The following is a 13,250-nucleotide window of genomic DNA, read 5'->3' on the forward strand; positions in this document are numbered from 1 at the left end:
CCCTCGCGCGGCAGCACGGGGATCAGTCCGCGATGAGCCCCTCCCTGAGCTGGGCGAGCGTCCGGGTCAGCAGGCGCGAGACGTGCATCTGCGAGATGCCGACCTCCTCGCCGATCTGTGACTGCGTCATGTTGGCGAAGAAGCGCAGCATGATGATCTGCCGCTCGCGCGGGGCGAGTTTGGCCAGCAGCGGCTTCAGGGACTCGCGGTACTCGACGCCTTCCAGGGCCGTGTCCTCGTACCCCAGACGGTCCGCGAGCGAGCCCTCGCCGCCGTCGTCCTCGGGCGAGGGGGAGTCCAGCGACGAGGCGGTGTACGCGTTGCCCACGGCCAGGCCGTCGACCACGTCCTCCTCGGAGACCCCGAGCGCCTTGGCCAGCTCCGGCACGGTCGGCGAGCGGTCGAGCTTCTGGGCGAGCTCGTCACTGACCTTGGTGAGGGCGAGCCGCAGCTCCTGGAGCCTGCGCGGCACACGCACCGACCACGAGGTGTCGCGGAAGAAGCGCTTGATCTCCCCGACCACCGTCGGCATCGCGAACGTCGGGAACTCCACGCCCCGTTCGCAGTCGAAGCGGTCGATCGCCTTGATCAGGCCGATGGTGCCGACCTGGACGATGTCTTCCATGGGCTCGTTGCGGCTGCGGAACCGCGCCGCCGCGTAACGCACGAGTGGAAGGTTGAGTTCGATGAGCGTGTCCCGCACGTAGGCCCGCTCCGGGCTTTCCGTTCCGTCGGGACCCGGTGCGGGACCCAGCGCGGCGAGCCGCAGGAACAGGGAGCGGGACAGCGTACGGGTGTCGATGGCTTCCGACGAGCTGGTGAGCACGATCGGTGCCGGCACGCTCTTCGTGAGCGTGAGCACCTTCGAGCTGCCCTGTTCTGCGGACATGCCACCCCCTTGAGGTCGCGGACGGTCGCGGTGGCCGCGACCATCGGAGGAACGCAGCCTCCACCTGAATACCGGAGGGGAGGCTGCGGCAAACGCGGTTCCAGCAGAATGTCACATGTCGGCAACACGCTGTAGTGACATGTCGACAAGTCAGCGCCATGTCTGTGCAGGAAACAGGGGGTGTGAGGCTTTTACGCCGCCCGAACCGGAAGAAGCACGATCTACCCGATCCGGTTACGCCTCGATCCTATTTGCGGATCGGAGTCGGGCGAAGCTTCTGGCCAGCAGTCTTGACACATGCATCTGGGAAACGCCCAATTCCGCGCTGATCTGTGACTGGGTCAGATTGCTGTAATAGCGCAGCAGCAGGATGCGCTGCTCGCGCTCGGGCAGCTGGACGAGCAGATGCCGTACGAGATCACGGTGCTCGACCCCCGCGAGGGCCGGGTCCTCGTACCCGAGCCGGTCCAAGAGTCCTGGCAGCCCGTCACCTTCCTGCGCGGCCTCCAGTGAGGTCGCGTGGTACGAGCGGCCCGCCTCGATGCAGGCGAGGACCTCGTCCTCGGGGATCTTGAGCCGCTCGGCGATCTCCCCCGTGGTGGGGGAGCGGCCGTGAGCGGTCGTCAGGTCCTCGGTGGCACCGGTGACCTGGACCCACAGCTCGTGGAGCCTGCGCGGTACGTGGACGGTCCGTACGTTGTCCCGGAAGTACCGCTTGATCTCGCCGACCACCGTCGGCATCGCGAACGTCGGGAACTGGACGCCGCGTTCCGGGTCGAAGCGGTCGATCGCGTTGATCAGGCCGATGGTGCCGACCTGGACGACGTCCTCCATCGGTTCGTTGCGGCTGCGGAAGCGGGCCGCCGCGTACCGCACGAGCGGCAGGTTCGCCTCGATCAGGGCCGCCCGGACCCTGCCGTGTTCGGGAGTGCCCCGCTCCAGCCCCTTGAGGCGGCCGAACAGCACTTGCGTGAGAGCCCTGGTGTCCGCGCCCCTGGTTTTGGCGGGCGCGGTGGGATCGGGTGTCTCGGTCTGGATGTCGTCGGTCTGGACGTTCTGGGGAGGCACTTGAGGCGCTGTACTGGCCGGCACGGTGACGCCACCCCTTTGCGGTCAACTACGGTCAACTCATCCGTCAAAAGCGGTCATAGCATCACAAGACATGTCCACTGTGTGCAAGCACCGCATATAGCCGTGTTGAGAACAAGTTGGTTTAAACGCAAAGAAAAACCCCTCACCTGAGTGGTGAGGGGCCAGGCGGACCAAGGGTCCGTCACATGTCAGAACGGGTAGTCGGCGATCACCCAGGTGGCGAATTCGCGCCACTGTCCGGCCGCGGCCTGATGGGCCGGATGCTCGATGTAGCGCTTCAGGGCGTCCTCGTCGGCGACCGCCGAATTGATCGCGAAGTCGTAGGCGATCGGCCGGTCGGTGATGTTCCAGGCGCACTCCCAGAACTCCAGCTCGGGGACCTGCCCCTCCAGCTCCTGGAAGGCCCGCACACCGGCGACGACCCTCGGCTCGTCCCGCTCGACGCCGTCGTTCAGCTTGAACAGGACCAGGTGGCGGATCATCGGGTTCTCCTACTTGACGAGCTCGGACATGAAGTCGCCGACACCCTGGGCGGCACTCGAAACGCCCTCGAACCCTACCTGGACAAGATCAGCGGCCCGGGCGGGGGACGTGATGATCGTGTACAGCACGAAGACCGAAACCACATAGAGCACGATCTTCTTCGCTTGCACCACAGCCCCTGCCTCTCCCGTTCGTTCCTCTGTACGGTCGGCGATTCTAGTCGCACGAATGGCCGTATCCCGAGGTTCTTTCCGATCGGTGATCAGACCATTGATCTGGTCTTTAAGGACCAAGGACCCTGCGATCGGGGCCTTTCGCCCGGCGATGAGGCTTTCGTACGGAGGCAGGATGGAGAACGAGCCCAGCGGATCCGGCAGGAATCCGATGGGCGAGGAACAGGACCCCTTCCGTGGGGTCCGCGCCGCGACCTCCCCCCGGACAGCGGCGAGGACCGGGAGGCCCTGTTCTCACCGGGGGAAGCGGCCTGTCCCCCCGACGCCGCTTCCCCCGACCTCACCTTTCCGGAACGCCCGAAGGGCCCGACGCGACGCGTCGGGCCCTTCGTCGTGAACGGAATCGCGGACCGCGTCAGCGGCGGCCGGAACCGGCGCGTGCGCGGACGACGTCGACGAGCCGGCGGACGACAGCCGCTGTCGAGACGCCGTGCGGGCCCCTTCCGACGCGGGAGGGCGGGGCGGGGCGGCGCCGACGCGTGCTCCCGCGCCGCGAAAGCTCTCGGACGACCGTGCTCAGTCTGGAAGGCATCTTCGGCATCCCCCTTCGTTTCGGTCTTCGTTTCGGTCTTCGTTCCGGTGCTCGGGGCCGGTGGCCCCGTACACACCGCTTGCCCCGTAACGCCAGGGGCATGTCCTGTCGCCTCGGGCCTCGTGGTTTCGCCGAACCCGTGGATCACTGATAATCGGCCGCTCATGGCAGAGACGGGAGCGGAGACGAATGGGCAGCGCAAAGCGTGTCCCGCAGACGCAGGACATGGCCGGGGAGGAACTCTCCGGGGACGAGGCGTGGGCCGCCCTCAAGAAGTACGGCGGGCGGAAGCTGCTGGTCGACGCGTTCCTCCGCTTCCGGTACGCGGACGGCTTCAGCCACTCGCGTGCGCTGGCGTTCCAGGTGGCCCTTGCCCTGGTGCCGTTCACGATCGCGCTGGTCGGCGTAGCGGCGACCCTCAGTACCGAGAGCGTCGGCAAGGCCGTCGAGCTCACGCTCACGCGGATCGCACCCGGCGCCAGCGCCCAACTGATCGAGGACGCGCTGGAGGACGGGCGCCGCAGCGCGGGCGAGAACGTCGCCGGCGCCGTCGCGATGTGGCTGGGACTGGGATTCGCCGTAGTCAGCCTCGTGTCGGCCATGGCCCAGATCGAGCGCGGCACCAACCGCATCTACGGCATCGAGCGGGACCGCCCGTTCGCCGCCAAGTACGGCAGGAGCCTGCTGCTCTCGGCCGCGGCGGGCACGCCCATGGCGCTCGGCTTCCTCGTGCTGGTCGCCGGTGACACGGTCGCCGGAGCCGTGGTGGACGCGTTCGGCGGAGACGGTCTCCCCGAGTGGTGGCACTGGCTGCAGATCCCCGTCGGAATCACCATGGCCTGGGTGGCATCGGCCGTCATCTTCCGGTGGTCACCGCGACGGGTCCAACCCGGTTACACCTGGCTGGCCTTCGGCTCGGCCGTACACCTGGCCCTCTGGATATCCGCGACCTGGCTGCTGGCGGTCTACGTCGAACAGAGCGGCTCGTTCGGCGCCGTCTACGGGCCCCTCACAGCGTTCGTGGCGCTGCTGCTGTGGGCGAATCTCACCGGGATCGCCCTGTTCCTCGGCCTCGCGTTCGCGGCGCAACTGGAGGCGGCGCGCGCGGGCAGCACCGAACCCGTGCACGGCGACGACGCATGAAAAAAGAACCGCCTCCGACCTGGTCTCCCAGATCAGAGGCGGTTCTCTGCGGCGGTAGCGGAGGGATTTGAACCCTCGGTGAGTTTCCCCACACTCGCTTTCGAGGCGAGCTCCTTCGGCCGCTCGGACACGCTACCGAGAGAGAGCTTAGACCATCCCGGGCCGTGATCAGAAATCAGATCTCAGAGCGTGCGGAAGAAGGCCGTCAGCTGGGCCGAGCACGCCTCCTCCAGGACTCCGGCGACGACCTCGGGCCGGTGGTTCAGCCGGCGGTCCCGTACGACGTCCCAGAGCGAACCTGCGGCGCCGGCCTTCTCGTCGCGCGCCCCGTAGACCACCCGGGCGACCCGGGACTGCACGAGGGCGCCCGCGCACATCGTGCACGGTTCCAGGGTGACCACCAGGGTGCAGCCGGACAGCCGCCACTCGCCGAGCGCCGCGGCGGCGCGGCGGATGGCGAGCACCTCGGCGTGGGCGGTCGGGTCCCCGGTCGCCTCGCGTTCGTTGTGACCCACGGCGAGCAGGGCGCCGTCGGGGCCCAGGAGAACGGCGCCGACCGGCACATCGCCGGCCAGCGCCGCCTGCGCGGCCTCGTCGAGGGCATGGCGCATGGGTGCCTGCCACGGGTCCCGTACGGGGTCGTGGAGAGGCGGTGAGGAGGGTGGGGGTGGTGGTGCGTTCACCCGCGGACCCTAACGGACGGACTCCAGGACCTCGGCCGCTCCCAGCGCGTCCGCGATCTCCACCAGTGCATCGGTCCGCAGGGTCAGCAGCTCCTTCTCGGAAAGGCCGAGGTCGGCGAGGAGCCCGAGGTCTCCGAGCGGTCCCGCGGGTACGGCGTCGTCGAGGGGCGTGACGTCGTCGTCGACCACCGGATCGGCCCGGTCGTCCACGGCGGCGCCTTCGGACACTTCCGGTTCGCCGTCCTCGGTGCCGTCGAGGTCGACGAGCTCTTCCAGTGCGGCGATCTCGTCCTCGGCCCCCGGTTCGCGGCCGAGCAGTTCGTCGGTGAGGAGGATCTCCCCGTACGAGGAGCGGGCGGCGGCGGACGCGTCCGAGACGTAGATACGGGGGTCCTCCTCACCGTCCACCCGGACGACGCCGAACCAGGCGTCCTCCTGCTCGATGTAGACCAGGACCGTGTCCTCGTCCACCGAGGCGTCCCGGGCCAGATCGGTCAGATCGGACAGGGTCTCCACATCGTCCAGCTCCGTGTCGCTCGCTTCCCACCCGTCTTCGGTGCGCGCGAGCAGTGCGGCGAAGTACACCGTGACTCTCCCACTTGTCATAGGTGAATCGGTCCGACGGGAGGGCAGCCGTTGTTCCGGCTGCTCTGTGCCCGCCCAATCGGCATCGTGGCAGAAACAGCGGCGGAGCGAGACCTCTTCGACCGTTGCGTCGGCCATCAGTTCCGGGAGTGCCTGCTCGGCGGCGGTCCGCAGGAGACGGTCCGCAGGCCCGTGGAACGCGGGTCACCAGCGGAACGTACGCATCCGCATCGCCTGGCGCATACGGGCCGCACGGGCCCTGCGCGGCTGGACCCGGTCGCGCAGCTGCTTGGCCTCATGGAGCTCGCGGAGGAACTGCGCACGGCGCCGGCGGCGCGACGTCTCACTCTCATGGACGTCCGGCGCCTCCGGCGCGTCGTCCGGCGCGTCCCGTGGCACACGTGCGGCACGCGCCCGCTTCGGCTGCTCCCCGTCCGCCATCGACACACCACCCCAACGCTGGGTCCGTATGCCACCACCTTCCCTCCGAACAGGTGGTTGATGCCAGCGCAGAGTGCCGGGAGGCACGGCTACTGTTGACGGCATGCGGATCCACGTCGTCGACCACCCGCTGGTGGCGCACAAACTCACCACGCTGCGCGACAAGCGCACCGACTCCCCGACCTTCCGGCGTCTCGCCGACGAGCTGGTCACCCTGCTCGCCTACGAGGCCACCAGGGATGTGCGTACCGAGCAGGTCGACATCGAGACCCCGGTGACGCCCACGACCGGGGTCAAGCTCTCGTACCCCCGGCCCCTCGTCGTCCCGATCCTGCGCGCAGGTCTCGGCATGCTCGACGGCATGGTGCGGCTCCTGCCGACCGCCGAGGTCGGCTTCCTCGGCATGATCCGCAACGAGGAGACGCTCCAGGCGGAGACGTACGCGACGCGGATGCCCGAGGACCTCTCGGGCCGCCAGGTCTATGTCCTGGACCCCATGCTGGCCACCGGCGGCACGCTGGTCGCGGCCATCAGGGAGCTGATCAAGCGCGGTGCGGACGATGTCACCGCGGTCGTGCTCCTCGCGGCGCCCGAGGGCGTCGAGGTGATGGAGCGCGAGCTGGCAGGCGCGCCGGTGACCGTGGTCACCGCCTCCGTCGACGAGCGGCTCAACGAGCACGGCTACATCGTGCCGGGCCTCGGCGACGCGGGTGACCGGATGTACGGCACGGCCGACTAGGCCCTGCCGTAGAGCCAGGCGGTACGGCCTCGTGCCCGTCAGCAGGACGACGGGGACGGGGCCGGCTTCTTGAGGGCGGTCAGGGCCGTGGCCGCGGCCTGGGGTGTGTTGAACGCCTTGAACTTCGTACCGAGAATCAGGTCGACGTCCGCCGTCCTGCGGGCGTCGGTCTTCTGCAGGCTCCCCGGCAGCTGTGTGCCGAGCACCGGGAACGGGCCGTTCGCGGCGGTCGGGGCGCCCAGCAGCACCGCTGTCCCGGGGACCTTCTTGTCGTACGCGGCGGGGGCGTTGCCCACCTTGCCGATGGCGAAGCCGCGCTTCTTCAGCTCGTCGGCCGCGGACTTGGCGAGTCCGCTGCGCGGCGTCGCGTTGTAGACGTTCACCTTGATGCCGGCCGGCCTGGGCAGCGCCTTGGCGGGCACCACCACGGGCTTGGCCGAGGCGCACTTCTTCTTGTGGTCGGCGGCGACGGCCTTCTTGTCACCGCCCGTGAAGACGTCGATGAGCTGCAGAGTGCCCCAGCCGGCCAGGCCGAGGGCCACCACTGCGGCGACGGCCGTCAGGACCAGCCTGCGGCGGTGACGTGGACGGCGCATCCGCGGGTACGCGTTGCCCGTGATGCGGTACTTTCCGCCCATGCCGGGGGGAGTGAGCATGCTCATGGGTAAAGCGTAGTGCGGCCCAGTGATGATGCGTACTAAATGATCAATGGATTGCACCCACACGAGCCGGAAAGCACCCGAAAGGCCCGAAGAAGGCGAGGGGTGACGGCTGTGCGGCTGTGGGGTCAGCCGAGTTCGAGGACGCGGGCGTGCAGCACCTGGCGCTGCTGGAGTGCCGCGCGGACCGCGCGGTGCAGCCCGTCCTCGAGGTAGAGGTCGCCCTGCCACTTCACGACGTGGGCGAACAGGTCGCCGTAGAACGTGGAGTCCTCGGCGAGCAGGGTTTCGAGGTCCAGCTGGCCCTTGGTGGTGACGAGCTGGTCGAGGCGGACCGGACGCGGGGCGACATCCGCCCACTGTCGGGTGCTTTCCCGGCCGTGGTCGGGATAAGGCCGCCCATTTCCGATGCGCTTGAAGATCACACGGAAAGCCTACCGGGCAAGGGGCTCCGGGCGCAGCCGGGCAACCGGACTGTGATGGCGGCCGAAAGCGGCAAAACCCCTGAAGGTGGAGCGCTCCGCCGCGGCGGGCGTGCCGCCGGTTCCCCCGAAAGGGACCGGCGGCACGCCGTTGGCCGTGAAGCCGGGGTGCAGGGTTACTCGGTGACGCCGTGATCGTGGCCGTCGTGCAGTCCGCCGCCGCTGCCGGGGTCACCGGTCGTGGGCTCGTCCGGGACCGGACGGGTCAGGGAGCTCAGGTCGTAGGCGTAGGTGCCGACGGCGTTGGCGATCACATCGATGTTGCTGTCGAACAGCTTCATGTCGATGTTGTCGAGGTCGTCGCAGGCCGCGTGGTAGCAGGGGTCGTACGCGATTCCCGCCTCGCCGCCGTACGTCTCCGCCTGGGCCGGTGTCTTGATGCCCTCGGCGCCGGTGAACGTGCCGCCGGACGGGATGCCGACGTCGATGAACGGGCCGTAGTCGGAGCGCCCGGTGAAGTCCGTGCCCTCGTGGGCCTGGCCCTTCCCGTCGAGGAAGTCGTTGATGTCGCGCTCCAGTTGGGCGGAGCCCTCGGGCCCCGCGCCCGCGCCCACTCCGTCGGAGTTGTTGCCGTCGTAGACGAATCGCGCACCGTTCGGCGAGGCGATCATGTCGAAGTTGAGGTAGAGCGCGATCTGCTTGCGCTGCGCCTCGGTCAGCTTCGCGACGTAATCCTCCGAGCCCAGGAGGCCGTTCTCCTCCGCCGACCACCACGCGAAGCGCACCTTGTTGGCGGGGGTGCGGTGGGTCTTGGCGAGTTCCAGCGCGACTTCGATGAGGCCGGCCGAGCCGGAACCGTTGTCGTTGATGCCGGGGCCCGCGGTGACCGAGTCCAGGTGGGCGCCGAGCATCACCGTCTTCGACGCGTCGCCGCCGCGGGTCTCCGCGATGACGTTGCGCGTGGTGCGCTCGTCCTGGAGCTCACGGATCTCGAAGGAGACCGTCACCTCGCCCTTGGCCAGGTCGGCGGCGAGCTTCTCGCCCTCGGCCAGGGTGAGTCCGCCGGTCGGGATCTTCCCCGACGGGACGTCGCCGAGAGTGCCGGAGAGCACGCCGTCGACGTTGTTGTAGATGACCGCTCCGACGGCTCCCGCGGTGGCTGCCGTCGCCTGCTTCTGCGCGAAGGAGCAGCCGCCGCGCTTGATCAGCGCGATCTTGCCGGTGAAGTTCGCCGAGGCGTAGTCCGCCGCTTCGCAGCCGGTGGTGGCGTCGACGGGGACGGCGGCCATCGCCGCCTGCACTCCGCCCACCGGGGTGGACTTCGTGTACGTCATCGCCTTGATGGTGATGTCGCGCGGGGTGGGCGAGACGACGGCGAGCTTCTCGGCGAGGGTCTCGGTGTACATGAAGTCGAAGGATTCGTATTCGACCTCGTACCCGGCCTTGCTGAGCAGCTGGTAGACGTAGGCGGCGGAGGCGTCATGGCCCAGTGAACCGGCCGAGCGGTGGCCGTCCGAGGAGTCGGCTATCGCCTGGAAGCGCTGGAGGTGCCGGTGGGCGTCGTCCGCGGACGAGCTCTTCACCAGCTTCCGCGACAGCTTCGCCGCGTCCTTCGCGGGATCGTGCGAGGACGGGTGCCCCTGGTGCGGGGCTGCGGCCAGGAGGAGCGGTGTGGCCAGCGCGGTGGCGGCCACAACAGCCATGGCTCTGCGACGAGTTGCGTGCACAGGAGTCCTTCCGGTGTGAACAGATGTGCACGAAAGCTAGCGAGCGTGGCGCCATCTGGGAACTGTTGTGGCTCGATGCGATCAGTTGTGTGGCTGGTTCGTGATCACTTCTTGGTGCTGGGCTTCCCGCCGCCCGCGGTTTTCTTCGCCGCCGCCTTCGCCTCCTGCTTGTACGCGCGCACCTGGGCGAGTGAGTCGGGACCCGTGATGTCGGCGACCGAGCGGTGCGAGCCGGCCTGGCCGTACGGACCCGCCGCCTCCCGCCAGCCCGTGGGCCGTACGCCGAACTGCTTGCCCAGCAGCGCGAGGAAGATCTGCGCCTTCTGGGTGCCGAATCCGGGCAGTGCGTTCAGCCGTTCCAGCAGTTCGGCCCCGGTCGGGACGTCCGCCCATACGGCGCTCGCCTCACCGCCGTACTCCGCCACGAGGAACTGGCACAGCTGCTGCACCCGCTTGGCCATGGAGCCGGGATACCGGTGCAGGGCGGGTTTCTCGGTGAAGAGCGCGGTGAACGCGTCCGGGTCGTGGGCGGCGATCTCGTGGGCATCCAGGTCGTCGCCGCCCATCCGCTGCGCCAGGGTGTACGGGCCGGTGAACGCCCACTCCATCGGCACCTGCTGGTCGAGCAGCATGCCGACGAGAGCGGCCAGCGCGCTGCGGCCGAGGAGCTCGTCGGCCTCGGGCTGCTGGGCGATCCGCAGGGTGACGTCCTTGCCGTCGTTGCTCTTCGTCATTCCTGGATCATCGCGAGAGCGTGCGATGTCTGCGAGTCGGATTGCTGCCGATGGCTCAGAGTTCCAGCCTCGAACCGGCGTCGCCGTCGAACGCGGCGCGCATCCGGCGGTCGTGCGTGACGATCACCAGCGTGCCGGTGTACTGCGCCAGGGCCGCTTCGATCTCCTCGACCAGGGCGGGGGCCAGATGGTTGGTCGGCTCGTCGAGGAGCAGGAGGTCGGCGGGGGCGGTGACCAGGGCGGCGAGTTCGAGTCTGCGCCGCTGGCCGGTGGAGAGCGCGCGTACGGGCAGGGCCAGGTCACTCGTACGGAACAGGCCGAGCGGGAGCAGCTCGGCGGCGGCCTCCTCGGGATCGGTGTGGTGCCGGGCGGCGGCGAAGGCGGCGAGCACGGTGCGGTCGTCGTCGGGGAGCGCGGAGTGCTGGCGGAGGAAGCCGACGCGGCCGGGGCGGCGGACCGTGCCCTGATCGGGGACCAGCTCCCCGGCCAGGACCTGGAGCAGCGTGGTTTTTCCGGCTCCGTTGGGGCCGGTCACCAGGAGGCGTCCGCCCGGTTCGACGCGGAGGGAGTCGAGGGTGAGGCGGCCCGGTACGCGCACTCCGGTCAGCTCGGCCCCGCCCGCGGTCACGCTGTGGACGCGGCCGGTGAAGCGCAGGGGCTCCGGGGGCGGGGGCACCGGGTTCTCGGTGAGCCGGTGCACCTGTTCGCGGGCGTTGCGGATACGGCTCATCGCGCCGTGCGCCCGTGAGCGGGCCCGGAAGGCGCCCGCCCCGCTGAAGGAGGCCGGTGCCTTCCGGGGGATGGCGGAGAGCAGTCCGATGTTCGAGTCGGCGAGGGCGGAGTGCCGGGCGACGTCCTCGCGCCACTGCTCGTACTGCCGGTGCCACCTGGCCCGCGCGGCGGCCTTCGCGGCGAGGAAGCCCTGGTAGCCGTTGCCGTAGCGGGCCACGGTGTGCCGTGCCTCGTCGACCTCCACGACGGTGGTGGTGACCCGGTCCAGGAAGGCCCGGTCGTGGGTGACGGCGACGACGGCGCCGCGGTGGGCGAGCAGGTGCTGCTCCAGCCAGGCGACCGCCTCGTCGTCGAGGTCGTTGGTCGGCTCGTCGAGCAGCAGCAGTTCGGGGGAGCCCGCCAGGGTCGCGGCGAGGGCCAGCCGGGAACGCTGCCCGCCGGACAGGGTGGCCAGCGGGCGGTTGCGGTCCGGCGCGGCGCGTTCGCCGAGCCGGCGCAGGACGATCTCGACCTGGCGGTCCGCGTCGCGCCCGCCGCGCATTTCGTACGCGGTGACCAGATCGCCGTACACCGCGAGTTCCTCGGGGCCCGCGTGACGCAGGGCCGACTCGGCCTCGCGTATCCGGTGTTCCATCGTGCGGAGTTCGGCCAGGGCGAGGTCGATGGCGTCGCCGACCAGTGCGGTGGCGGGCAGGTCGAGGACCTGCGGGAGGTAGCCGGTGCCGCCGGGTGCGGTGATCAGGACGGTGCCGTTGTCCGGGCGTTCGCGGGCCGCGAGGAGCCGGAGCAGCGTCGATTTCCCGGAGCCGTTGTCGCCGACGACGCCGATCCGTTCGCGGGGGCGGACCGCGAGGGTGACCCGGTCGAGGACGGTGCGGTCCCCGTAGCGCTTGGAGACCTCGGTGAGGACGATCGGGGCGGTGGTGGGGGTGGGTGCGGTGGCAGTGGTGGTCGGGACCGGGTGCAAGGGCGGCTTCTTCCGTCGACGACAGGGCTGGGTTCTGACTGATTCCAAGACGAGACGTTCCGTCTCGTTAGAAGGTACTCCGGGGATGCGATGCCCGCAACAGGTGGGAGTGCACCCGTTGACTTGGAGTGCACGCGAAGATCCACACTCCCTCTCAGTGCCCGCACCCGACGGGCCGCAGGAGGGGGAACTCCCATGCGTTACCGCACGATCGGCACCACCCCGGAGACCCGCCGCGAGGTCAGCGTCCTGAGCCTGGGCGCCATGCTCTTCGGCACGCTCACCGACGAGGAGACGTCCTTCGCGATCCTCGACCGGTACGTCGAGGCGGGCGGCACCTTCGTGGACACCTCCAACGCCTACGCGTACTGGGTCAGCGGCAGCCGCGGAGGCGAGAGCGAGCACCTGCTCGGCCGGTGGCGCCGCAGCCGCGGCATCGGGGACGAGATCGTCGTCGCCACCAAGCTCGGCGCAAGCCCGCTGGCCGAGGGCACCGGCCACCTCGACAACCCAGAGGGGCTCTCGGCCAAGGCGATCCGTTCCGCCGCCGAGCAGAGCCGGGAGCGGCTCGGCACGGCGAAGCTGGACATCCTGTACGCACACATCGAGGACCCGGCGGTCCCGCTGGAAGAGACCGTCGAGGGTCTCGCCGCCCTGGTCACCGAGGGCACGGTCGGTCTGCTGGGTGTGAGCAACCACAGTGCGTGGAAGGTCGAACGCGCCAGGAACATCGCCGCGGCGGCCGGACTGCCCTCGTACGACGTCCTGCAGTACCACCACACGTATCTGCGCCAGCGCACCGATCTGCCGAGCCAGATCTCCGGCGGCAGCCAGGGCGTGGTCGGCGGGGACATGCTCAGCTATCTCCGGGCCGAACCCGGGCTCGCGATGGTCGCCTACTCGCCCCTGCTCGCGGGCGGTTACGTCCGTGCCGACAAGCCGCTGAGCCCCGCGCACGACCACCCCGGCACCCCCGTGCGTCTTGCGGCGCTCCGCGAGGTGGCGAAGGAGACCGGGGCCACCGTGAACCAGGTGGTGCTGTCCTGGCTGATCGGGGCCGAGGTGCCGGTGATCCCGCTGGTCGGCGCGTCATCGGTGGCGCAGCTCGACGAGAGCCTGGCCGCGGTGGACCTGGACCTGACGCCGCGGCAGCGCGCGAAGCTGGACGCGGCCGGCTGACCTCGGTCCG

15 protein-coding genes and 1 tRNA gene are annotated in these 13,250 nt (G+C 69.6%); 3 read left to right on the forward strand and 13 right to left on the reverse strand.

Annotated features, from left to right (window positions below; translation table 11 throughout):
- Positions 1-22: 22 nt before the first annotated feature.
- From ACWGO0_RS02440 to ACWGO0_RS02455, 4 genes are all read right to left on the reverse strand, one after another.
- Positions 23-889, reverse strand: coding sequence for an RNA polymerase sigma factor SigF (locus tag ACWGO0_RS02440; protein ID WP_453526759.1), 867 nt, complete (start codon positions 887-889; stop codon positions 23-25).
- 234 nt (positions 890-1,123) lie between these two features.
- Positions 1,124-1,981 (reverse strand): RNA polymerase sigma factor SigF, encoded by an 858-nt coding sequence (locus ACWGO0_RS02445; RefSeq protein WP_453526762.1) that lies wholly within the window; start codon positions 1,979-1,981, stop codon positions 1,124-1,126.
- Between the two features lie 188 nt (positions 1,982-2,169).
- Complete coding sequence (locus ACWGO0_RS02450; RefSeq protein WP_453526765.1) at positions 2,170-2,463, reverse strand: Dabb family protein; 294 nt, start codon at positions 2,461-2,463, stop codon at positions 2,170-2,172.
- 9 nt (positions 2,464-2,472) lie between these two features.
- The gene (locus ACWGO0_RS02455) at positions 2,473-2,637 is read right to left on the reverse strand and encodes a hypothetical protein (protein WP_453526768.1); all 165 of its coding nucleotides are present in this window, start codon (positions 2,635-2,637) and stop codon (positions 2,473-2,475) included.
- A 781-nt stretch (positions 2,638-3,418) separates the two neighbouring features.
- Here ACWGO0_RS02455 and ACWGO0_RS02460 point away from each other — a divergent pair.
- Positions 3,419-4,372: a YihY/virulence factor BrkB family protein gene (locus ACWGO0_RS02460; RefSeq protein ID WP_453526770.1), complete on the forward strand. Its 954-nt coding sequence runs from the start codon at positions 3,419-3,421 to the stop codon at positions 4,370-4,372.
- 52 nt (positions 4,373-4,424) lie between these two features.
- Here the strand turns inward: ACWGO0_RS02460 and ACWGO0_RS02465 are convergent.
- The 4 genes from ACWGO0_RS02465 to ACWGO0_RS02480 form a co-directional block, all read right to left on the reverse strand.
- Positions 4,425-4,509, reverse strand: a tRNA-Ser gene (locus ACWGO0_RS02465).
- A 45-nt stretch (positions 4,510-4,554) separates the two neighbouring features.
- Positions 4,555-4,983 carry a tRNA adenosine(34) deaminase TadA gene (gene tadA / locus ACWGO0_RS02470; RefSeq protein ID WP_453527018.1) on the reverse strand — a complete coding sequence of 143 codons (429 nt, stop codon included), beginning with the start codon at positions 4,981-4,983 and terminating at the stop codon, positions 4,555-4,557.
- 81 nt (positions 4,984-5,064) lie between these two features.
- Entirely contained in the window at positions 5,065-5,640 is a 576-nt protein-coding gene (locus tag ACWGO0_RS02475; RefSeq protein WP_453527021.1) for a tRNA adenosine deaminase-associated protein, read from the reverse strand.
- A 204-nt stretch (positions 5,641-5,844) separates the two neighbouring features.
- The gene (locus ACWGO0_RS02480) at positions 5,845-6,081 is read right to left on the reverse strand and encodes a hypothetical protein (RefSeq protein WP_453526773.1); all 237 of its coding nucleotides are present in this window, start codon (positions 6,079-6,081) and stop codon (positions 5,845-5,847) included.
- A 103-nt stretch (positions 6,082-6,184) separates the two neighbouring features.
- Between ACWGO0_RS02480 and upp the strand changes: the two genes are divergently transcribed.
- Positions 6,185-6,820 carry a uracil phosphoribosyltransferase gene (gene upp, locus ACWGO0_RS02485; protein ID WP_453526776.1) on the forward strand — a complete coding sequence of 212 codons (636 nt, stop codon included), beginning with the start codon at positions 6,185-6,187 and terminating at the stop codon, positions 6,818-6,820.
- Positions 6,821-6,858: 38 nt separating this feature from the next.
- On the opposite strand, the gene ACWGO0_RS02490 is transcribed toward upp, so the two are convergent.
- The 5 genes from ACWGO0_RS02490 to abc-f form a co-directional block, all read right to left on the reverse strand.
- A complete protein-coding gene (locus ACWGO0_RS02490) occupies positions 6,859-7,458 on the reverse strand; it encodes a LytR C-terminal domain-containing protein (protein WP_453527024.1) in 600 nt (199 codons plus the stop codon).
- 149 nt (positions 7,459-7,607) lie between these two features.
- Positions 7,608-7,904: a type II toxin-antitoxin system VapB family antitoxin gene (locus tag ACWGO0_RS02495; RefSeq protein ID WP_003955420.1), complete on the reverse strand. Its 297-nt coding sequence runs from the start codon at positions 7,902-7,904 to the stop codon at positions 7,608-7,610.
- A gap of 173 nt (positions 7,905-8,077) precedes the next feature.
- Complete coding sequence (locus ACWGO0_RS02500; protein WP_453526779.1) at positions 8,078-9,604, reverse strand: M28 family metallopeptidase; 1,527 nt, start codon at positions 9,602-9,604, stop codon at positions 8,078-8,080.
- A 128-nt stretch (positions 9,605-9,732) separates the two neighbouring features.
- The gene (locus tag ACWGO0_RS02505) at positions 9,733-10,362 is read right to left on the reverse strand and encodes an HhH-GPD-type base excision DNA repair protein (protein ID WP_453526782.1); all 630 of its coding nucleotides are present in this window, start codon (positions 10,360-10,362) and stop codon (positions 9,733-9,735) included.
- A gap of 55 nt (positions 10,363-10,417) precedes the next feature.
- Positions 10,418-12,061 carry a ribosomal protection-like ABC-F family protein gene (gene abc-f / locus ACWGO0_RS02510; protein ID WP_453526785.1) on the reverse strand — a complete coding sequence of 548 codons (1,644 nt, stop codon included), beginning with the start codon at positions 12,059-12,061 and terminating at the stop codon, positions 10,418-10,420.
- A 195-nt stretch (positions 12,062-12,256) separates the two neighbouring features.
- Here abc-f and ACWGO0_RS02515 point away from each other — a divergent pair, with 195 nt between their 5' ends.
- Complete coding sequence (locus ACWGO0_RS02515) at positions 12,257-13,240, forward strand: aldo/keto reductase (protein ID WP_453526788.1); 984 nt, start codon at positions 12,257-12,259, stop codon at positions 13,238-13,240.
- The last annotated feature ends 10 nt before the right edge of the window (positions 13,241-13,250 follow it).

Source organism: Streptomyces sp. NPDC055749 (assembly GCF_053617235.1).